Source organism: Pseudoalteromonas sp. Z1A8 (assembly GCF_011378855.1).
Taxonomy (GTDB): domain Bacteria; phylum Pseudomonadota; class Gammaproteobacteria; order Enterobacterales; family Alteromonadaceae; genus Pseudoalteromonas.
The window spans coordinates 40,729-65,668 of sequence record NZ_WTLB01000002.1 but is presented as its reverse complement, the minus strand read 5'-3'; the positions used below and the strand labels follow the sequence as shown (position 1 = coordinate 65,668).

The following is a 24,940-nucleotide window of genomic DNA, read 5'->3' as shown; positions in this document are numbered from 1 at the left end:
TTATTTGTTCACTTATTTAAAGCTAATTATTTTTACGACTCCATTTTTTCATGATTTTTTCAAACATAATTTCTTTATCAGTTTTATCCTCAGGGCAGGGTTTACCGCTACCTTGAGGCATGCCATTACTACCAAATACTGTTGAAGTATCAATTAAATAGCATTTACCATTAAATTTTTCTAATCGTCGTGTGCCTGTTGTATTTTGGCTAATAACTTCTGATTTATCAGACTTTACTGGTGTTTTAATAGTGGGCTTATTGTTTATCTCATCATTTTCAGAGCTTTTATTTTCATCAAAGGAGACCATTTTTTTATTAGTCATATTATTTACAGGAGAGCCAAATAGCGGCGCGTATGGATTTAGCTTTTTAAATGTTTGAGAAACTTTTGTTGTAGGCTCTGAAGGCGTGGCTAACTGGGATTCAACAGGTTTTACAGGCTCTTTTTTAAGCTCTGTTTGTGCCTTTTGTAACGTGGTGGTTTTGGCTTGCGTTTTTTTAGTCACCTTTACTTTGGCTTTTGTAGAATCTTTTTTTATAGGTGTAGTGTTAGAGGTCGCTGCATTTGGTGCATCAGTTTTAGTATTTACAGGTTCTATATCAGGCGCATTAGTTGTTGTAACAACTGAGCTTGGCTTAGGTAGGCTTGCTAAATTAACCGTAACATAGGCCTGTATTATTGCGCTTTTTTCCTCCTTTGGCGGCGCAACTTTAATAGATTGCGAAAACAAAAAGTACAACACAATAGCGTGTATACATAACGAGATAACCCACGGCCATGCATTCCCTTTATTCACATCAAACCCTCAACTTAATAGTGCTGTTAAGAGTCAATAAAATACATTTAGTTCACCTAAAGTTAATGTGTTTTACTTTGTAGCTTTATTGCAGATACAACAAAACTATTTTGCAGTTTTTGTTGTTTTTGCAGGTGCTTGGTTACGTTATTATGAGCGCAATCAAACTTAGGAGGCATTATGACATTACTTTTTGAACCAATAGAACTTGCAAGTAAAACATTAAAAAACCGTATCGTTATGCCCCCAATGACTCGCTCGCGTTCAACACAGCCTGGCGATATAGCTAACGACTTAATGGCAACATATTACGCACAGCGCGCAAGTGCCGGGCTAATTGTAAGCGAAGGCACGCAAATTAGTGAGCTTGGTAAAGGTTACGCTTGGACACCGGGTATTTATTCAAATGAGCAAGTTGCAGGTTGGAGTAAAGTAACAAGCGCAGTACATAGCGCTGGTGGCGTGATGTTTGCTCAGCTTTGGCATGTTGGCCGTGTTACCCACAGTGACAACACCGGTGGCGTGCAGCCTATTTCAGCCTCGGCTATTGCTGCAAAAGACGTAAAAGTATTTGTAGATACAAATGGCGCGCCGGGTTTTGTAGACACCCAACTACCACGCGAAATGAGCAAACAAGATATTACGCAAGCCATAGGCGAATTTCGTCAAGCTGCTAAAAATGCAGTTAATGCAGGATTTGATGGCATAGAGCTTCATGCTGCAAATGGTTACCTTATTAACCAATTTTTAGACTCAGAATCAAATGCTCGCACCGATGAATATGGTGGCAGCGTGCAAAACCGTATACGCTTTTTAATTGAAGTAGTAAATGCTGTTAGCGACGAAATTGGTAGCAGCAAAGTAGGCGTAAGACTAGCCCCGTTAACAACTCTTAATGGCACTGTAGACGAAAACCCTGAGGAAACTTATTTAGCGGTTTCTGAGGCATTAAATAAAGCCGGTGTAGGTTACATGCATATAGCTGAAGCCGATTGGGATGATGCACCTTTAATGAGTGTTGAGTTTAAATACGCTATTCGTAAAGCCTACAGGGGTATATTAATTTACGCAGGCAAGTACACCAAAGAGCGCGCAAACAAAGCACTTAGCGAAGGCTGGGCCGACATGATTGGCTTTGGTCGCCCGTTTGTATCAAACCCAGATTTACCAGCACGCCTAAAGCAAGGCAAGCCGCTTAATAGCCACAATCCAGACACTTTGTTTGGTGGTGCAGAGCAAGGCTATACCGATTATCCAACGGTATAATTGCTAGTAAGTAATAAACATTGAGTAAAAACATGAAGGGCTGCATTTTATGCAGCCCTTTTTTGTGCACTGATTCTATTAGCTTTACCTTGAGCAAAAAATAAAAAACGCGTAAGTTAACCGGGTTACCTATTTTAATAACAAGAAAACAAATGAAAGCCAAAGAGATAGAACAATTAGAATTATCAAATTCTGAAACCCGAGAAGTTGTTACCCCCTACGCCTTTAAAATAGACAGTGCTTTACTGGGCTTGCCTTTAGCTACGCCAATTCGGCGTGCACTAGCGATTATTATTGATGTTGCACTGATATTTTTAGCAGCCAAACTCAGCGCGGCTTTAATAGCATTTGTCGCTGCAATGGCTTTTTATAAAGGTACTGCACAGCAATACCTTCCTAAAATGTCGAATGTGTGGCGAAGAATCTTAAAAATAACGGCAGCAAGTATTTTATTTGTAAGCGCACTTACTGTGCTTTCAATTGGCATTGATTACCTAGAAGACGATAACGCCGATCAAGGTTTAGCTGTTCAGGGCGTAAAAATACAAGATGAAATTCAGCTTACCGCCACAGAAAAACAACACGTAAATACTTATTTAGCGCAAACAGCCGATGACAGCTGTGAGCAACCTTGCCAACAAAACGCGCTTGATAATTTAATTGGGCAAGTTCCCAAATTAGCAGAAATGGATGACCTACAAAACCCACAACTTGCTACCGTATTTTTACATCTATTAGTGCTCAGTGAAAATAACGAAATAAAGCCTGCACAGTTAATAGAAGAAAAGCCAGCACAAACAACTACAAACAGTATTTTGCAGTGGAGCAAAGGCATTATTCAAGATTTAGGTTTGGGTTTTGGCTGGGCTGCTGTTTACTTTACGTTGTTCTCGTTACTTTGGCGTGGCCAAACACCGGGTAAAAAAGCGTGTAATATCCGTGTTGTCGCCCTAAGCGGTGAGCCATTGGGTTTATTAGATTGTTTTGGTCGCTACGGCGGCTATGGTGCAGGCTTTGCCACCGGGCTGTTAGGGTTTTTGCAGATATATTGGGATCCAAACAGACAAGCTATTCAAGATAAAATATCAGCGACAGTGGTTATTAAAGGTAACCAGAATCAAGTTGTGGATGTTGAAACAGTTATAGATGCAGTGAAAGAGTAAAGTAATTATAAAAATATACAGATTGAGTTTAAAAACTTAAAATTAAGCACAGATTTAACTTTATCAGGTGTTTTATGAAAGCGTTATTAGCTGATTGTTCAGCAAGTATTTCAGAACTGAGGAAAAACCCAATTGCGCTCTTAAATAAAGCTGATGGAGAAGCTATCGAGATTTTAAAATATAATGAGCCAGTTGCTTATTTAGTTCCAGCACAATTGTATGAGTTACTAATGGATCAGCTTGACGATTTTGAATTAGCTAAAATTGTTGAAAGTCGTAGAGCTGATTTATCTCAGGAGATTGAAGTTAGCATTGATAACTTATAGCTCTTATCAATTGGATTACATTAATTAGAAAAAGCTAATGCTTAAAGTGACATAAAGTAGCTCAGACTATTTTTCTGTTTATTATTAGGGCGTGTTAGCATATAAAAAAGTAAATATTGAGTACATGGATGAATATGGTCACTTTTTCTCGTTATATAACATTAATTGTATATGGGGTTATTACCTATTTTTTATTTTCAATTTTGTCTTCGATAACGAGTATCCAAGCTCTTTGGTACAGTTGGGCTAATCTTCTCCACAAAACATTTAATACTTCAAATTTTGCACCTCTGTATGGTTACGCTACATTATTATTTTTAGCAGGCTTAGCCGTAAATAAAATTGCAGATAGTTTCTCTATCTATAATTCAAAAAGATATTGGCAATTTCATTGGCGGTATCCTTCGCTAATGCTATCTGTAACATGCACTATTGCTATTTGGTTCTTTTTTGAATCTAAAACGACCAGCATTTTATTTAGTTTAGATTTAGTGCCTATATACTTACCTATTTTAGGTGGATTAATATTTTTACCAGCATTAGAGTTTTTAAAAGTTCTTATTAGGCAAAAAATAACCCCCCTATGTATTGATGACCCAAAAAACAAGGCTTCAACGCGGCATATTGCTAAACAAATTCAAGAAACTTTATGCGATGAGAAAAGTAAAGCGAACAGTAAGCGAATTTTAATATGTGGAGCTTTTGGTGTCGGGAAAACAACGGCAATAAATTTAGCTGTTGATGAACTAAAAAATAAAAAAGAACTGCCTAAATTAGTTCACTGTAATATTGATCTATGGGGTGTTGAGGCTGAATCTATTATCCAATATGTATTGGATGAAGTGCTAATAGCACTTAGCACTGAGATTGACATGTGTAAATTTCGATCTTTACCATCGCACTATATTTCAGCTATGAATGCAGGTAATACGTCTTCTAAAATATTTGCAGCGTTTATGCATAAACCTACATCCCCTGATGCACTTTTAAAAAGCTTAAGTGATGTTATTAATGCAGCAAATTTGAGGTTATTAGTAACAGTTCAAGACCTCGATCGTAATGCAAAGGCGCTAGACAGTCTTCATGCGCTTGCTGGCCTGCTAGATAGATTAGAAGAGCTGCAAGGTATTGATTATATTTTTGCTGGTGAAAACCGCCCAGAGTTTTCTGATACTTTACTGCGTATTTGCCCAATACGATTTGATTTTTCTAAACCAAATTTTATTAAAGAAATAACCGAGTTAGAAAATAAGTTAATAGATAATGATACGCAAATGTATTATCAAAAAGTTCTTTTAAAGCCAGGTGTATCTAGGCGCCCACTACAACTTATAAATAAATTGTTACCTTCATTTAGAGCATTGCATACTCTTGAAGAGCAAATTAAATCTGCTTGGCTGGCATTGTGCGGTGAAGTGTTATTTTACGATCTTGTATTACTTCAGGTATTGAAAAATAATAACCCATCTATTTACGATGCACTGATAGTGTTACTAAATAATACAGCCTTTAAAAGCCAACCATTAGATGAATTTATTACAGATAACTTTTCTCGGGAAGATAATTTAGATAAAGAACTTATAAAAGCTTGTTTAGAGCACTTTCGCTTAATTGATCTTTTGTTAGGTATAAAAAGTAAAGAAACGAACATTTCAAAAGATAGAGTGCCAAATCATGTTTTATCATTTTATAAACACGAGCATATAAGTAGATCCTTAATAGGAGGCAGACTTGAAAATAGTAAGCTTAAACAAAGGCACGTTTTTAAAACGTTGAATGAAATTTCTAGTGGTGATAGCCGTATTATTAAAAACCAAGCAATTACTGACTTATGTGCTGCTGTGGAAAATGATGAGACTTCTAGCTTTTGGCTTGATTCCATTGAGCGCTATGGCTGGTGTATTCTTTACAATGAAATTGAAGATGAAACGACCGCTAAAAAATTATTTGAAAAAGCGATTAATGTCCGATCATCAAGAAAGTCTTTTGACCTTTTAACATCATTTGCAGTAAGGGATTACAAAGTAAACCCAAGTAGTGCATTTATGAACTATCTTTTTTCAGAAAGAATAATAAACGACTTATTTGAGCAACGTACCTCTTTTACATATGGTACTTTGTTTGCGATATTAAAGATCTATAGCAGTTTTAGCTCATTTGGGCGTTCTGGTAGTAAGCCCAAAAATTATAAAGTTCCTATGAATAATCTTATTCTACAATTTATTAATGGTAATGACTCGGTCAGCCAAGCTAACTTATTGTATCTATTCTCAAGCAATGCCGCAGATGTACCCGATTTAGTCCATGCTTTAGATAAAGCGACTTTAAATGAAGCAAAGTCTTTGATTAAAAATATTAAATCAGAAAACACCCGTGTGATTTATAGTCAAATAGCTGAAGCGCGAGAAGCGAATGATGATGAATTTGAAGGTATAAGAAGTGATGCATTAAAATTTATATTGCAAATGTTAAAGCTTTAGTTTCAATTAATTGAGGCGGCTATTTGAGCTTGAAATTAAAGCGCGATAATTATCTTACCGCGCTTTAATTTTAAATATTTCTTTTATCTTTTAGTTTTAGCCCAAAACCACCAACTCCTAGCAACAACACACATCCCCAAACAAACACATTGCCGTATTGACTGTACACGCTGTCGCCTTTTATAAGCTTAATGTTGGCTTTCAATGTAGTAGCTTCAAACTGAGGCATGGTTTGTTGTGTGTGGCTTATGGGGTCGTATACGGCGCTTACACCATTGTTAGTAACACGCACTAGGGGGCGTTGTAGTTCGAGCGAGCGCATGCGGGCTATTTGCATATGCTGCAAAGGCCCAATAGAGTCGCCAAACCAGGCATCGTTACTTACAGTAAAGAGTAGGTCGGAGTCGCTTTTGTAATTACCGCGTACTAAGTCTGCAAAAACAATTTCGTAGCAAATAGCGGGAAGTAAATTAAAGCCATTGGCGCGTAAGTTGTTTTGCACTTTGTCGCCACGCGTAAACGACGACATAGGTAAATCGAATAACGGGGCAATAGGGCGCAGTAAATCTTGAAACGGTACAAATTCGCCAATCGGTAATAGCTGGTGTTTTTGATAGCGGTTTTTATCAAGGTAATGATAATGCCCGTGCTCGTCGTCGCGTTCTTTATTACCGACCACAATAAGTGTATTGAATATGTTTTTGGTGTCGCGTTGGTAGTCAACAATACCGGTTACAAGGGCGGTTTTATTAAACGACGCTGCACTGTCTAAATTAGCTAGGTACGAGTCAGCAAGCATTTCTATTTCGGGCACTGCGGCTTCGGGCCATACTATTAAGTCGGCATCCCAATGTGGGCGCGTCATGTCTTGGTATTTGCTCATGGTGGTCCAAAACTCACTTGGCTCAAAACGAAGGTGTTGTTGTATGTTCCCTTGAACGAGTAATACCGACATGTTTTTATCTGTGTAATGAATACTGCCTGTGGTACTTGCGCCTGTAAAAATGAGCGCAACAGCAGTAGCGGTAACAACAGGGGTTTTAAAATCTTTTTGGGTTAAGCGATAAAGTGCAAAACCAATTGCGATGCATACGAGAGTTAAGCCAAACTCGCCAATATAAGGGGCAAGCAGCCTGAGTGGTCCGTCGGTTTGTGTGTAGCCAAAACTTAACCACGGAAAACCAGTAAGTACTGTTCCGCGTAAATACTCACTAATTGCAAAGCAAGCAATGAGTAATGCACCAAAGCTTTTAGGGCCAGTGGCAAAGCGTGTGGTTGCCCAAAAGGCAAGGGCTGGAAATAACGCTAAGTAGGCGCACAAAAATGCCATTAACGAGAGCGACGCTATAAGCGGCATTCCGCCAAAGGTGGCAATAGAAACATGGACCCAGCTTATACCTGCACCAAACCAACCTAGACCAAATATAAAGCCATATTTAGCAGCGGTTTTTGCGTGTGCTTTACCGGTATTATTAGGGTTAATGCAAAAAATTATGGCTCCAAGGCTAATAAATACAATGGGCCAAATTTTAAAGGGGGCATAGCCAAAAGTTAAAACAAGGCCCGCAACCAGTGCGAGCCATGCTTTTTTATCTTTTGCTAATAGGGTAAGTCTAGTTAGCAGTTTCTTCACTGTCGTTATCATCATCCTTAGGAACGGTGACTTGCAGTTGCAAAATACGACGATTGTCGGCGTTGGTTACTTTAAATTGGTAACCTTCTATGTCAATCGTTTCACCACGGCTTGGCATGTGGCCAAATGCGTGCAGTACAGTTCCACCAATAGTATCGGCTTCGTCTGTGCTGTAACCTGTTTTAAAATGCTCGTTAAAGTCATCAACAGGTGTGAGTGCTTGCACTACGTGAACATGTTTAGCAAGTCGACGAATATCTTGATGTTCTTCTTCTTCGTCGTGCTCATCTTCGATTTCGCCAACAATTATTTCAAGAATATCTTCAATCGTTACTAAGCCCGATACGCCGCCGTATTCGTCAATAACAACAGCCATATGGTAGCGTTGCTGACGAAATTCGTTTAGCAGTGTATCAACACGTTTGCTTTCAGGTACTACCATTGCTGGGCGTAAATAATCGCGTATTGATGGTAAGTGCTCGTCTTTATTTAAGATCAGTGGCAATAAATCTTTAGCGAGCAAAAAACCTTCTACATGATCTTTATCTTCAATCACCACCGGAAAGCGTGAGTGAGTTGAGTCAACCATCATTGGAATTAGCTCTTCAAGCGGCTTGTCGATCTCAAGAGTGATCATTTGTGAGCGCGGAACCATTATGTCTCGCACTTTAAGCTCAGACACGCCAAGCACACCTTCTATCATCTCTTTTGTTTCTGGATCGATTACGTCTCGTTCTTGCGCATCGGCAATAACTTCGACCAGCTCTTCTCTATTCTGGGGTTCCCCTTGCAACATTTGAGCTATTCTGCCCAACCACGTTTTGCCAGAAGAACCCTGGCTAGATTGCGAGTTACCGTCGCTCATTGCGTCTAATTGCTCCGTTAATTTAAATATCGTCCCGGTATGGGTCTGCTATGTTCAGCTCTGCAAGTAATTGCTTTTCTATGCTTTCCATCTCTAAAGCATCGTCACTCTTTATATGGTCAAATCCAAGCAAATGCAAGCATCCGTGAATAACCATGTGGGCAAAGTGGTCATGAAATGACTTCTCTTGCTCAATTGCTTCAGCTAATACAATGGCTGGGCAAATAATTAAATCACCAACCAAGGGAATATCTATTCCTGGTGGTGCTTCAAATTCGAACGACAGTACGTTGGTCGGTTTATTTTTACCACGATAGTCGTTATTAAGCTGTTGCGATTGCGCTTCGTCGCTAATAACAATACTGAGCTCTGACTCATCACGATATTGGCTAAGGGCTTTGTCGGCCCACAGTGCAAATTGCTCTTCGCTTGGGAGGTTGTCAAACTCACAGGCTATTTGTAAATCAAGTTCGGTTGTCAAAGTATTACTCTTTAGTAGTAGGCTGTTGAAGAGCGGCAAGTGCGTCTTTTGCATTTTGCTTTTCAATGCGCTTTAGTCGCTCGCTTTCATCGTTACGCTCGTAGGCTTCAACTATGCGTGCTACAACAGGGTGGCGTACTACGTCTTGGGCTTTAAAGTAGTTAAAGCTAATTTCGTTTACGCCATCAAGTACTTCCATTGCATGGCGAAGGCCTGAGCGTGTACCACGTGGTAAATCAACCTGTGTAATATCACCTGTAATAACCGCTTTTGAGTTAAATCCTATGCGGGTTAAAAACATTTTCATTTGCTCGGCGGTGGTATTTTGGCTTTCATCTAAAATAATAAAGGCATCGTTTAAAGTACGTCCGCGCATGTAAGCAAGCGGGGCTACTTCGATGATATTTTTTTCGATGAGCTTTTCTACTTTTTCAAAACCTAGCATTTCAAAAAGCGCGTCGTAAAGAGGGCGCAGGTATGGGTCTATTTTTTGACTTAAATCGCCAGGTAAAAAGCCAAGCTTTTCGCCCGCTTCTACAGCAGGACGCGTTAATAATATACGGCGTATTTCTTGGCGCTCAAGGGCGTCAACGGCGGCAGCAACGGCAAGGTAGGTTTTACCAGTACCAGCAGGGCCAATACCAAAGGTAATGTCGTGGTGTAAAATATTAGCCACATAAACACCTTGGTTATCGTTACGTGGTTTAATTACACCACGGCGCGTTTTAATCACCATATCTTTGCCGTAAGCGCTGCTTGATGCGTCTTGCTCTAGGGCTTTTGATTCGGTAATAGCTAAATGAACGGCTTTGGGTTCTATTTCGCCTAAAACACCACGCACTGGCTGAGTATCAACATAAAGGTTTTTTAAGATTTCTACAGCGCCGGCGCAGTTGTGCAGTTTACCGGTTACTTTAAAAAAGTTGTCACGGTGAATTATTTCAACAGCCAGGTGGCGTTCAATTTGTTTGATGTTTTCGTCAAACGGGCCACATAAAGAAGAAAGGCGTTTGTTATCGGCAGGTTCTAAATAAATCTCTAATGTTTTTAACTGATTACTCAAAATTGCTTCCTATAGTACTGCGCCAGCGTTAACTGGCGCTAATAGTGTGACTAAGGAACGAAAGTAGCTACGCCAATTTCGTTAACAGTGTCTGGTTTTGGCTCTGCAGCTGCAGCTTTAGTTAAAATAGCTGAAGGAGCGATTTCACGTCGTAAGTTCATTTCTGATTCTGTACGAATTAAGTCACCACGTAAAGAGTTAGGTAGTGCTTCGGTAATACGTACGTCAACAAACTGTCCGATCACTGTGTGTGGGCCAACAAAATTTACTACACGGTTATTTTCGGTACGGCCACGTAATTCCATTGGGTTCTTTTTAGAAGGACCTTCAACAAGTATACGTTGCTCTGTATCGAACATTTGGCGGCTAATTTGCTGCGCCATTTGTGTAATACGATTTTGTAGTAAGTATAAGCGTTCTTTTTTCTCTTGCTCTGTTACGTCATCTGGCAAATCTGCCGCTGGCGTACCTGGGCGTGCACTGTAAATAAAGCTAAAGCTCATATCAAAACCAATGTCGCTAATAAGCTTCATGGTTGCTTCAAAGTCTTCTTGGCTTTCGCCTGGGAAACCAATAATGAAATCTGACGACATGCTTAAGTTAGGACGAATTTTACGTAACTTACGAATAGTCGATTTGTATTCAATTGCCGTATGGCCACGTTTCATTAGGTTTAATATACGGTCTGAACCACTTTGTACTGGTAGATGTAAGTGATCTACAAGCTCTGGTACATCGGCGTAAACGTCAATGATATCTGGTGTAAATTCTACCGGGTGCGATGTGGTGTAACGAATACGGTCAATACCATCAATAGCAGCTATAAGACGAATTAAATCTGAGAAGTAACAAATTTCGCCATCGTGCGTGTCGCCGCGGTATGCATTTACGTTTTGGCCAAGTAGGTTTACTTCACGTACGTTTTGCTCAGCAAGCTGTGCAATTTCAAGTAATACGTCATCTACTGGGCGGCTAACTTCTTCACCGCGAGTGTACGGTACAACACAAAAAGTACAGTATTTAGAACAGCCTTCCATAATTGATACAAACGCAGATGGGCCATCCGCTTTTGGCTCTGGCAGGCGGTCAAACTTTTCAATCTCTGGGAATGAAATATCAACAACCGATGAGCCTTTGTTGCCTTGCACTTGTTTAATCATTTCTGGTAAACGGTGTAATGTTTGCGGGCCAAAAATAACATCTACAAATGGTGCGCGTTGGCGAATAGAGTCACCTTCTTGTGAGGCAACACAACCACCTACACCAATTATTAAGTCTGGCTTGTCGTCTTTTAACAACTTCCAACGACCTAACTGGTGAAATACTTTTTCTTGTGCTTTTTCACGAATTGAACAGGTGTTAAGTAAGATTACGTCGGCATCTGTTGCATCATCAGTTAGCTGGTAGCCGTTGGTGGCATCTAAAAGTTCAGCCATTTTCTGAGAGTCGTATTCGTTCATCTGACAACCCCAGGTTTTAATATGCAGCTTTTTGCTCATTGAAATATTGCCTCGTGTTCAATTCGATAGTGGCACAAAAATGTGCTAGAAACAGGATTAAGGAGCAAGCATGCTCACTTAAAGGAGGCGTATTTTAGCTGGATACCCGCCCAGATCCAAGTATAGTTTTCATGTTTGTGATCTCAAATCAATACAGGGCGAGTTTAATGTGCTGTTAGGGATATCCTCTGGTATAAAACAAATTAATTTTGATACAATCAAAACAGACTCAAGTAATAATAAAATGATGAAAAACATGACCAAAAATAATGTGATAGTAGTGGGCGGGGGCATGGTTGGCGCGGCTATGGCGATAAAGCTGGCTCAACAAGGCTTTGGCGTGCGCATAATCGAAAAACACCTTATAGACCCATCACACATTCTTAGTAGCGATAAGGTGGATATTAGAGTGTCGGCTATTAATCGTTTTTCAGAAAATTTACTTGATGAATTAGGGTCAATGCCTCTTTTAAGGCAAAACCGTATAGCGCCTTATCAACAGTTGGAAGCATTTGAGCGCGGTGGTGACAATTTATTATTTGATTGCGCCGACATAAACACGACACATTTAGGCCACTTGATTGAAAATAGTTTAATTCAAGCAAGTTTGTGGCAGCAATTTGGGCATTATAAGATTGAGGTTGTTGAGCAATCATTGCCGGTAACTAAAATAGAGCAAACGGATGATTTAATTACGCTTGTATATGGAGAACAAACTTATACAGCTGATTTAGTAATTGCCGCCGATGGTGGGCAATCGCAACTGCGTGCTAAAGCTAATATTGGTATTACAGGTTGGCAGTACCAACAGCATTGCATGGGGGTATTAATTAAACTCGATGCACCGCAACAAATTAAAACATGGCAACAGTTTACACCAACCGGGCCATTAGCATTTTTACCAATGCAGGCACCGTACGCTAATTTAATTTGGTACGACGATGCAAATACACTGCAAGCATTTAGAGGGTTAAACCCAGAGCAGTTAAAAACGCACATACTTAATAAATTCCCGGAACTTGCTGGAGACTTTGAAGTACAAACCCATGCAGTATTTCCGCTTACTCGCCAACACGCTAATAATTATTCGCAAGGGCGCTTGGTTTTAGTGGGCGATGCTGCACATACAATTAACCCCCTTGCAGGGCAGGGCGTTAATTTAGGTTTTCAGGACGTTGTGGCACTTGCTGATATTTTAAATGATGCAGATGACGCTGGTTGCCCACTAAAGCTTAAAGAATACGAGCGAGCTCGCCGTAAAGCCAATTTATTAATGATGAGCATGATGGATGCCTGTTACTTTGGGTTTTCTAATCAAATTACGCCACTTAAATGGGCACGTAGCCAGTTTTTAAAAATGGCGAATAATACGGGGCCAATAAAAAACTGGGTTTTAAAATACGCAATTAGCGGTGATTTAGGCTAAATTTAAAGTAGATATTAGAAAGGCTCATTTATGAGCCTTTTTTTATGTCTGTTTTTTAAGTTAACAGATGGTGATATGACTATCTCGAATACGGTTTTAACTTAACGGGCATTACATCATTAAATTGCAATTAAATAACTTTAAAGAGCCTGTGTGTGGATAATTTTTTTACAGTAATGATTATGTTAGGTGTGTTGCTACTTGTAGCTAGCCTAAAAACAACGATTAAAGTATGTAAAAAAACAGCGCAGTTAGCGTGGACTATATTGTTATGCGCCATTATTAGCTTTATTTTTGGCTATTGGTGGGTACTTTATTACTTTTCTAACTACGCTATTGCACCTGTTGTGATGAATATGGTCGCTATGTTGTTATTTGGTGGAGCAGGGTTTGTTTATTTAGTGATTAAACTGAGTTTAAAAAGTATTGTTAAAATAGAGCAAGCAACCCAGTATCAAAAATATCAAACTGAGCACGATAACTTAACAACCTTACCCAACCGCGATAAATTTTTTAAATCCTTAAGTAAACAAGTGGAATACCCTTCTTCATTTGCATTGTTCTATATCGACTTAAATAATTTTAAACAAATTAATGATGCGTTTGGTCATCAATGTGGCGATCAACTATTAGCAGCGTTCGCCAATAAACTAAGCAAAGACTTGTGCGGAATTGCTAAATTATATCGAATAGGAGGTGATGAGTTTGCATTTTTACTGCATACCGATGCGGATGAAAGTATGGATTACTGTGTAAATATTATAAATTCAGCTGTTAAAACTCCATTTTGTACGAATGAGCAAATAGTTAAAATACAATTAAGTATAGGCGTAAGTCGTTTTCCTCATGATAGCCGATTACCCGATCAGTTATTAAAAAAAGCCGACTTGGCACTGCATGAAGCTAAAAAAACATTTCAACCTTTAGTAAATTACTCATCTGCAATAGGTAAAAGAGCGGAGGACTTTTTTGATTTATCAGCCAAAATTAAAGTGGCATTACATAAAGATGAGTTTGAGCTTTATTTACAACCCATAATGGACTCTAAAGATCTGCAATTACATGGCCTAGAAGCGCTTATCCGATGGCCGCAAGATGATGGTAGCTTTATTAGTCCAGAAAAGTTTATAACCGTAGCTGAGCGTACAGGGCTTATTTTTCCTTTATCGAAATGGGTTGTACAAGAAGCCGTTAATCATATTAGAAAGCTCAAGCTATTTGGTTTCACCGGTACTATACATGTCAATTTATCAACGAAAGATATTGAAAGCAGCGAGTTTTACGATTTTATAATTAGTTTACTCGCAACCGACCCTACATTAAGCGACTCGTTAATTTTTGAAATTACAGAAGGTGCAATGATGACAAATATACCGGCTGCTAGAAAAATGATGCAACAGTTGAGTATGCGCGGGTTTAAATTTAGTGTTGATGACTTTGGTACTGGCTTTTCGTCACTGTCATTATTAAGAGAGCTGCCAATCAATCAAATAAAAATTGATCAGTCGTTTGTCAAAGATATGCTCATTAACCCACCAGATTATGCCATTGTTGAGTCTACATTATTTTTAGCGAGTCGATTAAATTGTGATGTAGTAGCTGAAGGAATAGAAACAAAAGAGGTAGAGCAAGCGCTATTAGGTATGAACTGCGATTATTTACAAGGGTATTTATATAGCAAACCGATAACAATAGATGAATTTATAAGTGTTTATTTAAATGCAGAAAAAGTAGGTTGAATTTAGTAAGTATTGGGGAGTTTTAGAAAAGGGAGTCAAATTGGCTGGGATACCAGGATTTGAACCTGGGAATGCCAGGATCAAAACCTGGTGCCTTACCGCTTGGCGATATCCCAACTGTAAATTTGAATTAGTTTTAGTTCTTAATAAGAACATGGTGCGGAAGGAGAGACTTGAACTCTCACAACCTAAGTTACTGGAACCTAAATCCAGCGCGTCTACCAATTCCGCCACTCCCGCATCACTAATTTGCTAATTTAAACTCTAAGCTAGAGCAATTCTTTTATCCAACTTTCCTTGGTAGAAGAAGTTGGCTGGGATACCAGGATTTGAACCTGGGAATGCCAGGATCAAAACCTGGTGCCTTACCGCTTGGCGATATCCCAACAAAGAATTCTTTATAATTTTAGTTCTTATAAGAACATGGTGCGGAAAGAGAGACTTGAACTCTCACAACCGAAGTTACTGGAACCTAAATCCAGCGCGTCTACCAATTCCGCCACTCCCGCATCACTAATTTGCCAATTTAAACTCTAAGCTAGAGCAATTCTTTTATCCAACTTTCCTTGGTAGAAGAAGTTGGCTGGGATACCAGGATTTGAACCTGGGAATGCCAGGATCAAAACCTGGTGCCTTACCGCTTGGCGATATCCCAACAAAGAATTAATGATAATTTTATTTCTTATCAAGAAATGGTGCGGAAAGAGAGACTTGAACTCTCACAACCGAAGTTACTGGAACCTAAATCCAGCGCGTCTACCAATTCCGCCACTCCCGCATCGTTTGTACAATAAAGTACAGGTAGTTATTTTAAACTCTTCATTGAGCTGCAATTTAACTCTTGCAGAGCCATTTCTAAAAGAAGAAATGGTGGCTAAGACGGGATTTGAACCTGTGACCCCATCATTATGAGTGATGTGCTCTAACCAGCTGAGCTACTTAGCCATTGTTGGCTGGGATACCAGGATTTGAACCTGGGAATGCCAGGATCAAAACCTGGTGCCTTACCGCTTGGCGATATCCCAACAATAACAATTGATAGTTTTAATTCTTATCAAGAAATGGTGCGGAAAGAGAGACTTGAACTCTCACAACCGAAGTTACTGGAACCTAAATCCAGCGCGTCTACCAATTCCGCCACTCCCGCATCGTTTGTACAATAAAGTACAGGTAGTTATTTTAAACTCTTCATTGAGCAACAAAAAAATAAATGGTGGCTAAGACGGGATTTGAACCTGTGACCCCATCATTATGAGTGATGTGCTCTAACCAGCTGAGCTACTTAGCCATCTTTTTTTGTTAGCACTTCATCGCTGAGTGCGGGGCGTATTATGCTGATATGACCCAAATTCGTCAACACCTTTTTTGCAAAAAAACACTTAACTGTGTTTGTTTGCAGGAAAATTAAGCTAACAGGCTAAATTTTAATAAAAATGCTGTTTTTTTAGCTGCCTTAAATACGCAGAATCTTAATTAACCCTGTACTTCTTTAATTGAGCGATATTACAAAGATAGACTAGGGCCTGTTTATCTTTTGAGGTTGAATTTGCAGCAGTGTGTTTGGTATTTAGACAAGGCAGAGCCTATGTAGTGTGGTTATTCCCCATAAATAGGCGATAACGCAGAATAAATGCCAAACATGCGCTGCCCGAAGGGTTCTGCCTAGGGGCAATTTACTCTTTGTTGCTCGGTTTTTACTTAGCCCACTAGGTTACAAACCTCGCGCCGCGATTAAATAACCCCTAGATTGAACAAATTTCAATCCTAAAAAGTCAACAGGCCCTGATTGTGCTCAATTATTATTTTTATAATACTTAAATACAAAAAAGGCTCGTAAAAACGAGCCTTTAAAAATTATTACCAAGCTAAATTGGTTTAATTTGTACTTATACGTTGAACAAGAAGTTCATTACATCGCCGTCTTTAACAATGTACTCTTTACCTTCTTGACGCATCTTACCTGCTTCTTTTGCGCCACTCTCACCTTTAAAGGAAACAAAGTCGTCAAAAGCAATAGTTTGCGCACGAATAAAGCCACGCTCGAAGTCGGTATGGATTTTACCCGCTGCTTGTGGTGCTGTAGCACCTACAGGGATTGTCCATGCGCGCACTTCTTTTACGCCAGCTGTAAAGTAAGTTTGTAATTGTAGTAATTCATAACCACCACGAATAACAAGGTTAAGGCCTGGTTCTTCTAGGCCAAGATCAGCCATAAACTCAAGCTTATCTTCGTCATCTAATTCTGAAAGCTCAGATTCGATAGCGGCACATACAGGAACAACAATCGCATCTTCAGCTGCGGCAATTGCGCGTACACGATCAAGGTATGGGTTATTTTCAAAACCATCTTCAGCAACGTTTGCAATATACATTGTTGGTTTAATCGTTAAGAAGTTTATAGAGCTAATTGCTGCTTTTTCTTCTTTAGTTAGTGCTAGACCACGTAAAGTTAAGCCTTCGTCAAGATGCACTTTTACTTTTTCAAGTACAGCATTTTGCTCTTTAGCGTCTTTATCGCCACCTTTAGCTTTTTTTGAATTACGGAAAAGGGCTTTTTCAGCACTATCCATATCAGCAAGCACTAACTCAGTGTTGATTACGTCAATATCGTCAGCAGGGTCAATAGTACCCGCTACGTGGATGATGTTTTCATCTTCAAAACAGCGAACTACGTGGCCAATTGCATCGGTTTCACGAATGTTAGCTAAAAACTGGTTACCAAGGCCTTCACCTTTAGATGCGCCTTTTACTAAGCCAGCAATGTCTACAAATTCCATACTAGTGGTAAGAACTCGTTGAGGATTAACAATTTTAGCAAGTTCGTCTAGACGAGGATCTGGCACTGGTACCACACCTGTATTAGGCTCAATGGTACAAAAAGGAAAGTTAGCGGCTTCAATACCCGCTTTAGTTAGTGCATTGAAAAGCGTTGATTTACCAACGTTAGGCAAGCCAACGATGCCACATTTAAAACCCATAGTAAGATACCTTGTTTAGATTCGTTTAAACGATGTGCTTGAACCCAAGTTATTAGGGTTTAAACGAATGTAGTCTGTTTTGTGCTTTTAACACACCATCTTTTGCAAGTATTTCCATACAACGAACTGCTTCATCAACAGCAGCATCCATTTTTTCTTGGTCTACTTTGGCCGCTTTTCCAAGCACCCAACCAGTTACCATTTCACGATGCCCCGGATGACCTACACCTATGCGTAAACGCATAAAGTCTTTTTGATTTGCCATTTTTGCAATAATGTCTTTTAAACCATTATGACCGCCATGTCCGCCGCCTTTTTTTAATTTGGCAACGCCTGGGTCTAAATCCAATTCGTCATGGGCAACTAAAATGTCCTCGACAGGGATTTTGAAAAAATTAGCTAAACTACTGACCGCTTTACCACTTAAATTCATGTAAGTAGTGGGGATCAATAATTTGAATTCTTGGCCTTGAATTATCACTTTGCCAGTAAGGCCGTGATATTTAGGATCGTGTTTTAGAGTGCAGTTGTAGCGTGCAGCGATTTGCTCGATGAACCAAGCACCTGCATTGTGGCGTGTGTTTGCGTATTCGGGGCCTGGATTAGCCAGGCCCACAAGCATTTGAATAGAATTCAAGGTTGCGAGACCTTAAAAATTATTCTGCTGCTGCAGCGTCGTCTTCAACTGGAGCTGCTTTGTTTGCTTTGATAGTCAGGATAGACTGATCATGGCCTTCGCCTTTACCTAAATCTACAGAGCTTACGCCTTTAGGGAAAGTAAGGTCAGAAATATGAACAGAATCGCCAACAACAAACTTAGACACATCTACTTCAATGAATTCTGGAAGTGCTTTTGGAAGACACGAGATTTCAACTTCAGTTAACTGGTGAACAACAGTTGCGCCAGCTTTAGTTACAATATCTTCACCGATGAAGTGAAGAGGAACTTTAGTTTGAAATTTATGAGTAGCATCTACACGTTGGAAATCAAGGTGAGTAAGCTTAGGTTTGAATGGGTGACGTTGGATATCTTTTAAGATTACTTCAACAGCTTCGCCATCTACGTTAAGCGTAAGGATATGCGTGTAGAAACCTTCGTCTTCTTGTGCTTTGATCATATCTTTATGAGCAAAAGTAAGAGATAAAGCTTCTTTGTCAGCTCCGTAAAGGATTGCAGGAACTTTGTCTTCGCGACGTAGGCGGCGGCTCGCACCAGTACCAGTTTCTACGCGAAGTTCAGCGTTATACGTATAAGTTTTGTTAGACATGATGTCTCCAGTTATTTAAATGTGTAGGGCCTTTGCGACCAAGGTCCCTAGCCAAAAGGCGCGCTATCATACCACCACGCTCAGACAAAATAAACATCACTTACAAAAAAAGCGCCAAAAGGCGCTTTTATACTCAGGAATGTTTAATCTTAGTGTTCAAACATCGCTGAGATAGATTCTTCGTTACTAATACGACGAATAGTCTCTGCTAACATGTCAGCAAGCGTAAGTACCTTTATTTTATCAAGGGCTTTAAGCTCGTCAGATAGCGGAATTGAGTCAGTTACAATTACTTCGTCAATCATTGAGTCACGTAGGTTCTCTGCTGCTTTACCTGAAAGAATAGGGTGCGTTGCGTATGCAAATACACGCTTAGCGCCATGTTCTTTTAGTGCTTCAGCGGCTTTACATAACGTACCACCGGTATCAATCATATCATCTACGATAATACAATCACGGCCTTCAACGTCACCAATAATATGCATTACTTGAGAAACGTTTGCTTGTGGGCGACGTTTATCAATAATAGCTAAATCGGTATCGTTTAGTAGTTTTGCAATTGCACGCGCACGTACAACACCACCAATATCTGGAGATACAACAACGACGTCTTCAAAGTCGCGTTCTTTCATATCTTCAAGTAATACAGGGCTGCCAAATACGTTGTCTACTGGTACATCAAAGAAGCCTTGGATTTGTTCCGCATGTAAATCAACCGTAAGAACACGGTCAACACCCACACTTGATAAGAAATCGGCAACAACTTTAGCGGTAATTGGAACACGGGCAGAGCGTACACGACGGTCTTGGCGCGCATAACCAAAATAAGGAATGACGGCAGTAATACGACCTGCAGACGCACGACGTAGAGCATCAACCATAACGATAAGCTCCATTAAGTTATCGTTTGTAGGGGCACAGGTTGATTGCAATATAAAAACATCCGAGCCACGAACGTTTTCATTTATTTGAACACTGATCTCACCGTCGCTAAAACGGCCAACAACAGCATCGCCTAATTCAATATATAAACGTTTTGCAACTTTTTGAGCTAACTCAGGTGTTGCGTTACCAGCGAAGAGCTTCATGTCAGGCACGGTAGGGTTCCTCAGGCACTGAATATTTGGACTAACGAGCAGTAATAAATACCACTGCAAGTTAACTTATGATTACTTGTACGTTACTTCATTGATCGAAAATGGCGGTTAACTCCGTATGAGCAGGTGAGACATTTGCGCTTGAAGCCACAAAACCCTGCCAAGTATGGGGGAGATTTTCAAGTACATCTTGTGCTTGAACTTGACTAGCAAATTCGACAAAACAACATGAACCTGTTCCGGTCATCTTCGACGGTGCGTATTTTAGCAACCACTGGAGGGTTTTTTCAACCTCGGGGCAAAGCTTTTTAACTAAAGGCTCACAATCGTTGGTTAAAATGTGGTGTTTCCAATCGCCTATTATTTTTGGTGTGTCGCGTTTTAAATCGGGATGTGTAAATATTTTAGCCGTACTTACATGCTGATTTGGATGCACAACACAGTACCATTTTTGTTCAAGTTCTACGTGGTGCAATTTCTCACCAATACCATGTGCTATGGCGCTTTGACCTTGTATGAACACCGGAACATCAGCGCCTAATTTAAGCCCTAATTGGGCTAGGGTTTCCAAATTTAGTTCTAATTTCCATAATTTATTGAGTGCTAATAAAGTACTTGCAGCATCGGATGAACCACCTCCAACACCTCCTCCCATCGGTAAGCGTTTAATTAAATTTATTTTTACACCTAAAGGGATTTTACAGTACGTTTGTAATAAAAGTGCCGCTTTATAGATGAGATTATCAGTTAAGGGTATGTCTTTAGTATCACCATCGATAGAAATGCTGCCATCCGTTGTTAACTCAAAGTACAACTCATCACCAAAATTTAAAAAAGTAAATAAGGTTTCAAGTTCGTGATAGCCATCTTCTCGGCGCGCATTTATATGTAAAAATAAATTGAGTTTTGCCGGAGCAATAAGTGAAAAAGAGGTTTTGTTATTCATGCTTATTTAAACTGCCAATCGTAGAGTTGAATCTTAATTTTTATTTGTTGATGCTTTAACGTTAGTTTGGTTGGTAACCAGTAACCTGCATTTTGTACGTAAGTGCCATAATCTATTTGCCATTTTTTGCCTGTATTATCAAACCATAATACTTGCTTTGCGCGGCCTAACTCATCAACATCTAAACTTTGATCATCAATAGTCCCTTTAAGCCAATTATCGGCATTATCAACAGGGAGTGTAAAACCCGTTAAGCGCTTTAAAAGCTCTGAAGCGTTAGTATCAAAGTACTCATCGCCGTCAAATTCTAATTCAGCACCGTTTGCTGTTTGTTTAAGCGACAAAATACGCGTACCAATAAAGGTAGTCAGTATTAAATTATTGGAATTTGTTGTTTGCTGCCAATTTAAGTTTGCAGATTGACGCTCTTCTGGGCTAATAAACGCGAGTTTACCCTCGACCTGCCAAGTTTTTTGAGCAGCTAAACGTGGTTTCCAATCATCATAAAGTGTTGTTTTTGTATCAATTTGATGAGCACAGCCACCTAAAAACAAAAAAAACATGAATAAAATCAAATATTGTCGAATCAAATGTTGTTCCTTACTTTCCATATTCCGCTGATTTTTGGTAAAATTACCGCCTTTGAAGTAGGGCTCAGCAATATTTGGCAAATATGACCATAATAGCACTAGGTATAAATCACAAAACCGCATCCGTAGAATTACGTGAAAAAGTGGCCTTTTCGCCTGAGCAAATTTCAGAGGCGTTGCAACAATTAAGTGGCCATGCCGACTTTAATGAAGCGGTTATTGTGTCTACCTGCAATCGAACCGAGATCTATTGTAGCCTCGCTCAGCAAAATTCCCAAACACTGTTGACTTGGCTTGCCAGTTTCCATGGTTTGGATGAACATGAACTGAGCAGCAATATATACTGCCATGAAGGTAATGACGCCATTAACCACCTAATGCGCGTAGCGTGCGGTTTAGACTCCTTGGTATTAGGGGAGCCGCAAATTTTAGGGCAAATAAAACAATCGTTTTTTAGCGCTAAAACCCACGACGCTGTAGGTGTTACTTTTGATAGATTGTTTCAAAAAACATTTTCGGTGGCGAAACAAGTTAGAACCGAAACAAATATTGGCGCAAGCGCAGTATCGGTTGCATTTGCGGCTGTTAATTTAGCGAAGCATATTTACGGTAAGCTCGATAAAACAAACGTATTATTAATTGGCGCCGGCGAAACTATAGAGTTAGTTGCTAAACATTTATATCAAAATGAGCCACAAAATATCACCGTTGCGAACCGAACTATTGAGCGAGCTCGAAGCTTAGCTGACGAGGTGTCGGCGGATGTAATTGCTTTAGCGCAATTGCCAGAGCGTTTACATAAAGCCGATATAGTGATTAGTTCTACAGCCAGTACTTTGCCTATTATTGGTAAAGGGGTTGTTGAACAAGCGCTTAAACAACGCCGTCACAAGCCTATGCTATTTATAGATATTGCGGTTCCACGCGATATAGAAAGCCAAGTAGGGGAGCTAGATGCTGCCTATTTATATTCCGTTGATGACTTACAAACCATTGTAAGCGAGAATATGGCAGCGCGAGAGCAAGCTGCTGAGCAAGCACAAATAATTATTACTGAGCGCACCAAAGAATTTGCAATGTGGATGCGTTCACTCGATTCGGTAGATTTAATCCGCCATTATCGAAATGATGTACAAACAATTAAGTCAGAGCTTGTTGAGCGAGCTGTTAGTCAGCTAAATACAGGTAAAGATGCAGAAAAAATTATATTAGAGCTCGCCAATAAATTAACCAATCGCTTAATGCACGCGCCTACCCGTGCAATACAAGACGCAGCGAAAAAAGGTGAAGTGGCGCAGCTAAACCAGTTGAAAAAAATGTTAGGTATTGATCAGGAATAACCGTTAAATGAAAGAGTCTGTTTATAATAAATTAGAAACCTTAGTAGAGCGTTACGAAGAAGTACAAGCGCTGCTAAGCGACCCGTCGGTCATTAGTGATCAAAATCGTTTTCGTGGGCTTTCAAAAGAATACTCTGAGCTTGAAGAGATTGTAAAAACGTTTTTAACCTACAAAGAAACGCAAGACGATTTAGCCAGTGCAGAAGAAATGCTTAAAGATTCTGACCCTGAAATGCGTGAAATGGCGCAAGAAGAATACAAAGAAGCTAAAGCACAAATTTTGGTAATTGAAGATCAAATTCAAGTATTAATGTTGCCAAAAGATCCGCGCGATAACAACAACGTGTTTGTTGAAGTACGTGCTGGAACAGGTGGTGATGAAGCGGCTATTTTTGCTGGTGACTTATTTCGTATGTACAGCCGCTACGCAGAAACTAAAAAGTGGAAAGTAGAAGTTGTGAGCACCAATGAAGGTGAACACGGTGGTTACAAAGAAGTTATTGCAAATATTAGTGGTGAAGGCGTTTACGGGCAATTAAAGTTTGAATCTGGTGTACACCGCGTTCAACGTGTGCCAGAAACTGAGTCACAAGGGCGCGTTCATACCTCTGCGTGTACTGTTGCGGTAATGGCAGAAGTACCAGAAGCTGAAGCGATACAAATTAATACCGCAGATTTAAAAGTTGATACATTTCGTGCATCGGGCGCAGGTGGTCAGCACGTTAATAAAACAGATTCTGCTATTCGACTTACACATATACCTACCGGTGTTGTGGTTGAGTGTCAGGATCAACGTTCACAGCATAAAAACCGGGCTAAAGCGATGTCGGTACTTGCAGCACGCTTGCAACAAGCTGAAGATGAAAAACGCCATGCGGCAGAAGCATCTGAGCGTCGTGATTTAGTAGGTAGTGGTGATCGTTCTGAGCGTATTCGTACTTATAACTACCCACAAGGTCGTATTACCGATCACCGTATTAATTTAACACTTTATCGTTTGAATGAAGTGGTAGCGGGTGATTTAAGCTGCGTTATTGACCCACTAATGCAAGAGCATCAAGCTGACTTATTAGCGGCTATGGGCGACGAGTAGTCGTGAGCCACACTATTGAACAAGCAATTGCTGCAGGCGCTAATTTATTAGCACCTAGCAGCGAAAGTGCTAAATTAGATGCACAAGTTTTACTTTTACATATTCTTCAAAAACCTCACAGTTACCTTTTTACTTGGCCAGAGCATGAGCTTAACGCTGAGCAACAACAGCAATTTGATAACTTTTGCCAAAGACGTTTAAACGGTGAGCCCGTTGCACATATTACCGGGCAACGTGAATTTTGGAGTTTATCGCTTGAAGTTAACGCAACAACCTTAGTACCGCGACCAGATACCGAAACATTAGTAGAACAAGCACTTGAAGTAGCGCTACCCGCTACAGCGAAGGTACTTGATTTAGGCACAGGTACTGGTGCAATTGCGTTGGCACTGGGCAGTGAAATGCCTAACTGGCAAATTACGGCTGTAGATAGAGTAAGCGATGCTGTTGCACTTGCTACACGTAATCAGCAGCGACTGGCAATTAATAACGTACACGTTAAGCAAAGTAATTGGTTTAGCGAGTTGCACGGTGAAAAGTTTAACCTAATTGTCACCAATCCCCCTTATATTGAAAGCAGTGATATACACTTGAATCAGGGCGATGTGCGCTTTGAGCCTTTGTCGGCATTAGTGGCTGATGATTGCGGAATGTCTGATATTAAACAAATAATTACACAATCACGTGACTATTTGTTATCTAGTGGTTATCTTTTAATAGAACACGGTTTTGAGCAAGGTGAAGCTGTACGTCATTTCTTTGAAAAAATGACGTTTGTTAATATTAAAACAGTGAAAGACCTTGGTAATAATGACCGTGTAACGTTTGCACAGTGGCCCTAAAGAATAATAATTGCTTGCTAGTGCGTTAAATAATGCCATGAAGGAA

At 39.9% G+C, this 24,940-nt stretch carries 21 protein-coding genes and 10 tRNA genes; 9 read left to right on the top strand and 22 right to left on the bottom strand.

From position 1 onward, the window contains the following. Positions 1–22: 22 nt before the first annotated feature. Positions 23–799 (bottom strand): hypothetical protein, encoded by a 777-nt coding sequence (locus tag GQR55_RS01190; protein ID WP_166419141.1) that lies wholly within the window; start codon positions 797–799, stop codon positions 23–25. A 180-nt stretch (positions 800–979) separates the two neighbouring features. Between GQR55_RS01190 and GQR55_RS01185 the strand changes: the two genes are divergently transcribed. From GQR55_RS01185 to GQR55_RS01170, 4 genes are all read left to right on the top strand, one after another. Next, positions 980–2,065, top strand: coding sequence for an alkene reductase (locus GQR55_RS01185; RefSeq protein ID WP_166419140.1), 1,086 nt, complete (start codon positions 980–982; stop codon positions 2,063–2,065). Between the two features lie 152 nt (positions 2,066–2,217). After that, positions 2,218–3,228, top strand: coding sequence for an RDD family protein (locus tag GQR55_RS01180; protein ID WP_166419139.1), 1,011 nt, complete (start codon positions 2,218–2,220; stop codon positions 3,226–3,228). A 74-nt stretch (positions 3,229–3,302) separates the two neighbouring features. Further along, complete coding sequence (locus GQR55_RS01175; RefSeq protein ID WP_166419138.1) at positions 3,303–3,554, top strand: type II toxin-antitoxin system Phd/YefM family antitoxin; 252 nt, start codon at positions 3,303–3,305, stop codon at positions 3,552–3,554. A gap of 134 nt (positions 3,555–3,688) precedes the next feature. Further along, the gene (locus GQR55_RS01170) at positions 3,689–6,034 is read left to right on the top strand and encodes a P-loop NTPase fold protein (RefSeq protein WP_166419137.1); all 2,346 of its coding nucleotides are present in this window, start codon (positions 3,689–3,691) and stop codon (positions 6,032–6,034) included. A gap of 70 nt (positions 6,035–6,104) precedes the next feature. Here the strand turns inward: GQR55_RS01170 and lnt are convergent, their stop codons facing one another. From lnt to miaB, 5 genes are read right to left on the bottom strand one after another with little or no spacing between them, the layout of a single operon-like run. Beyond that, complete coding sequence (gene lnt / locus GQR55_RS01165) at positions 6,105–7,667, bottom strand: apolipoprotein N-acyltransferase (RefSeq protein ID WP_346774246.1); 1,563 nt, start codon at positions 7,665–7,667, stop codon at positions 6,105–6,107. Next, positions 7,648–8,532 (bottom strand): CNNM family magnesium/cobalt transport protein CorC, encoded by an 885-nt coding sequence (gene corC / locus GQR55_RS01160; protein WP_165728904.1) that lies wholly within the window; start codon positions 8,530–8,532, stop codon positions 7,648–7,650. Before corC ends, lnt begins: the two co-directional genes overlap by 20 nt. A 22-nt stretch (positions 8,533–8,554) precedes the next feature. Continuing rightward, positions 8,555–9,013 carry an rRNA maturation RNase YbeY gene (ybeY, locus tag GQR55_RS01155; protein WP_002958542.1) on the bottom strand — a complete coding sequence of 153 codons (459 nt, stop codon included), beginning with the start codon at positions 9,011–9,013 and terminating at the stop codon, positions 8,555–8,557. A 4-nt stretch (positions 9,014–9,017) separates the two neighbouring features. After that, the gene (locus GQR55_RS01150; protein WP_166419135.1) at positions 9,018–10,076 is read right to left on the bottom strand and encodes a PhoH family protein; all 1,059 of its coding nucleotides are present in this window, start codon (positions 10,074–10,076) and stop codon (positions 9,018–9,020) included. A gap of 50 nt (positions 10,077–10,126) precedes the next feature. Next, positions 10,127–11,575 carry a tRNA (N6-isopentenyl adenosine(37)-C2)-methylthiotransferase MiaB gene (miaB, locus tag GQR55_RS01145; protein WP_165728902.1) on the bottom strand — a complete coding sequence of 483 codons (1,449 nt, stop codon included), beginning with the start codon at positions 11,573–11,575 and terminating at the stop codon, positions 10,127–10,129. Between the two features lie 169 nt (positions 11,576–11,744). Here miaB and GQR55_RS01140 point away from each other — a divergent pair, with 169 nt between their 5' ends. Both GQR55_RS01140 and GQR55_RS01135 read left to right on the top strand, forming a co-directional pair. Beyond that, positions 11,745–13,001: an FAD-dependent monooxygenase gene (locus GQR55_RS01140; protein WP_166419134.1), complete on the top strand. Its 1,257-nt coding sequence runs from the start codon at positions 11,745–11,747 to the stop codon at positions 12,999–13,001. A gap of 155 nt (positions 13,002–13,156) precedes the next feature. After that, entirely contained in the window at positions 13,157–14,740 is a 1,584-nt protein-coding gene (locus GQR55_RS01135) for a bifunctional diguanylate cyclase/phosphodiesterase (RefSeq protein WP_166419133.1), read from the top strand. A 41-nt stretch (positions 14,741–14,781) separates the two neighbouring features. Here the strand turns inward: GQR55_RS01135 and GQR55_RS01130 are convergent. The 16 genes from GQR55_RS01130 to lolB all read right to left on the bottom strand — a co-directional run bounded on the left by GQR55_RS01130 (position 14,782) and on the right by lolB (position 21,619). Then, positions 14,782–14,856, bottom strand: a tRNA-Gln gene (locus GQR55_RS01130). Positions 14,857–14,895: 39 nt separating this feature from the next. After that, positions 14,896–14,980: transfer RNA gene (locus GQR55_RS01125), tRNA-Leu, on the bottom strand. Between the two features lie 71 nt (positions 14,981–15,051). Beyond that, a tRNA-Gln gene (locus GQR55_RS01120) sits at positions 15,052–15,126 on the bottom strand. 38 nt (positions 15,127–15,164) lie between these two features. Next, positions 15,165–15,249 (bottom strand) — tRNA-Leu (locus tag GQR55_RS01115). Between the two features lie 71 nt (positions 15,250–15,320). Beyond that, positions 15,321–15,395: transfer RNA gene (locus GQR55_RS01110), tRNA-Gln, on the bottom strand. Positions 15,396–15,433: 38 nt separating this feature from the next. Next, a tRNA-Leu gene (locus GQR55_RS01105) sits at positions 15,434–15,518 on the bottom strand. 90 nt (positions 15,519–15,608) lie between these two features. Beyond that, positions 15,609–15,685, bottom strand: a tRNA-Met gene (locus GQR55_RS01100). A gap of 5 nt (positions 15,686–15,690) precedes the next feature. Next, positions 15,691–15,765, bottom strand: a tRNA-Gln gene (locus GQR55_RS01095). A gap of 37 nt (positions 15,766–15,802) precedes the next feature. Next, positions 15,803–15,887: transfer RNA gene (locus tag GQR55_RS01090), tRNA-Leu, on the bottom strand. Between the two features lie 64 nt (positions 15,888–15,951). Beyond that, positions 15,952–16,028, bottom strand: a tRNA-Met gene (locus GQR55_RS01085). A gap of 598 nt (positions 16,029–16,626) precedes the next feature. After that, positions 16,627–17,718 carry a redox-regulated ATPase YchF gene (gene ychF, locus GQR55_RS01080; RefSeq protein ID WP_166419132.1) on the bottom strand — a complete coding sequence of 364 codons (1,092 nt, stop codon included), beginning with the start codon at positions 17,716–17,718 and terminating at the stop codon, positions 16,627–16,629. Between the two features lie 52 nt (positions 17,719–17,770). Beyond that, positions 17,771–18,355, bottom strand: a complete 585-nt coding sequence (pth, locus tag GQR55_RS01075; RefSeq protein ID WP_166419131.1) for an aminoacyl-tRNA hydrolase — start codon at positions 18,353–18,355, stop codon at positions 17,771–17,773. A gap of 19 nt (positions 18,356–18,374) precedes the next feature. Further along, positions 18,375–18,986 carry a 50S ribosomal protein L25/general stress protein Ctc gene (locus GQR55_RS01070; RefSeq protein WP_166419130.1) on the bottom strand — a complete coding sequence of 204 codons (612 nt, stop codon included), beginning with the start codon at positions 18,984–18,986 and terminating at the stop codon, positions 18,375–18,377. Positions 18,987–19,135: 149 nt separating this feature from the next. Then, the gene (locus GQR55_RS01065; protein WP_007583957.1) at positions 19,136–20,083 is read right to left on the bottom strand and encodes a ribose-phosphate pyrophosphokinase; all 948 of its coding nucleotides are present in this window, start codon (positions 20,081–20,083) and stop codon (positions 19,136–19,138) included. An 88-nt stretch (positions 20,084–20,171) separates the two neighbouring features. Further along, positions 20,172–21,029: a 4-(cytidine 5'-diphospho)-2-C-methyl-D-erythritol kinase gene (ispE, locus tag GQR55_RS01060; protein ID WP_166419129.1), complete on the bottom strand. Its 858-nt coding sequence runs from the start codon at positions 21,027–21,029 to the stop codon at positions 20,172–20,174. A 2-nt stretch (positions 21,030–21,031) separates the two neighbouring features. After that, positions 21,032–21,619, bottom strand: coding sequence for a lipoprotein insertase outer membrane protein LolB (gene lolB / locus GQR55_RS01055; protein ID WP_166419128.1), 588 nt, complete (start codon positions 21,617–21,619; stop codon positions 21,032–21,034). Positions 21,620–21,702: 83 nt separating this feature from the next. Between lolB and hemA the strand changes: the two genes are divergently transcribed. The 3 genes from hemA to prmC are packed head-to-tail and all read left to right on the top strand — an operon-like array spanning position 21,703 to position 24,894. Next, positions 21,703–22,959, top strand: coding sequence for a glutamyl-tRNA reductase (gene hemA / locus GQR55_RS01050; RefSeq protein WP_197180838.1), 1,257 nt, complete (start codon positions 21,703–21,705; stop codon positions 22,957–22,959). A 7-nt stretch (positions 22,960–22,966) separates the two neighbouring features. Further along, positions 22,967–24,052 (top strand): peptide chain release factor 1, encoded by a 1,086-nt coding sequence (prfA, locus tag GQR55_RS01045; protein ID WP_007583962.1) that lies wholly within the window; start codon positions 22,967–22,969, stop codon positions 24,050–24,052. 2 nt (positions 24,053–24,054) lie between these two features. Further along, positions 24,055–24,894 carry a peptide chain release factor N(5)-glutamine methyltransferase gene (prmC, locus tag GQR55_RS01040; RefSeq protein WP_166419126.1) on the top strand — a complete coding sequence of 280 codons (840 nt, stop codon included), beginning with the start codon at positions 24,055–24,057 and terminating at the stop codon, positions 24,892–24,894. Positions 24,895–24,940: the final 46 nt, after the last annotated feature.

Bases quoted from the DNA above. Each gene is read 5' to 3' on its own strand.
- GQR55_RS01175 (WP_166419138.1), top strand. From the start codon at position 3,303: ATGAAAGCGTTATTAGCTGATTGTTCAGCAAGTATTTCAGAACTGAGG.
- ychF (WP_166419132.1), bottom strand. From the start codon at position 17,718: ATGGGTTTTAAATGTGGCATCGTTGGCTTGCCTAACGTTGGTAAATCA.
- GQR55_RS01070 (WP_166419130.1), bottom strand. From the start codon at position 18,986: ATGTCTAACAAAACTTATACGTATAACGCTGAACTTCGCGTAGAAACT.
- prfA (WP_007583962.1), top strand. From the start codon at position 22,967: ATGAAAGAGTCTGTTTATAATAAATTAGAAACCTTAGTAGAGCGTTAC.
- GQR55_RS01180 (WP_166419139.1), top strand. From the start codon at position 2,218: ATGAAAGCCAAAGAGATAGAACAATTAGAATTATCAAATTCTGAAACC.
- ispE (WP_166419129.1), bottom strand. From the start codon at position 21,029: ATGAATAACAAAACCTCTTTTTCACTTATTGCTCCGGCAAAACTCAAT.
- hemA (WP_197180838.1), top strand. From the start codon at position 21,703: ATGACCATAATAGCACTAGGTATAAATCACAAAACCGCATCCGTAGAA.
- corC (WP_165728904.1), bottom strand. From the start codon at position 8,532: ATGAGCGACGGTAACTCGCAATCTAGCCAGGGTTCTTCTGGCAAAACG.
- GQR55_RS01185 (WP_166419140.1), top strand. From the start codon at position 980: ATGACATTACTTTTTGAACCAATAGAACTTGCAAGTAAAACATTAAAA.
- GQR55_RS01170 (WP_166419137.1), top strand. From the start codon at position 3,689: ATGGTCACTTTTTCTCGTTATATAACATTAATTGTATATGGGGTTATT.
- miaB (WP_165728902.1), bottom strand. From the start codon at position 11,575: ATGAGCAAAAAGCTGCATATTAAAACCTGGGGTTGTCAGATGAACGAA.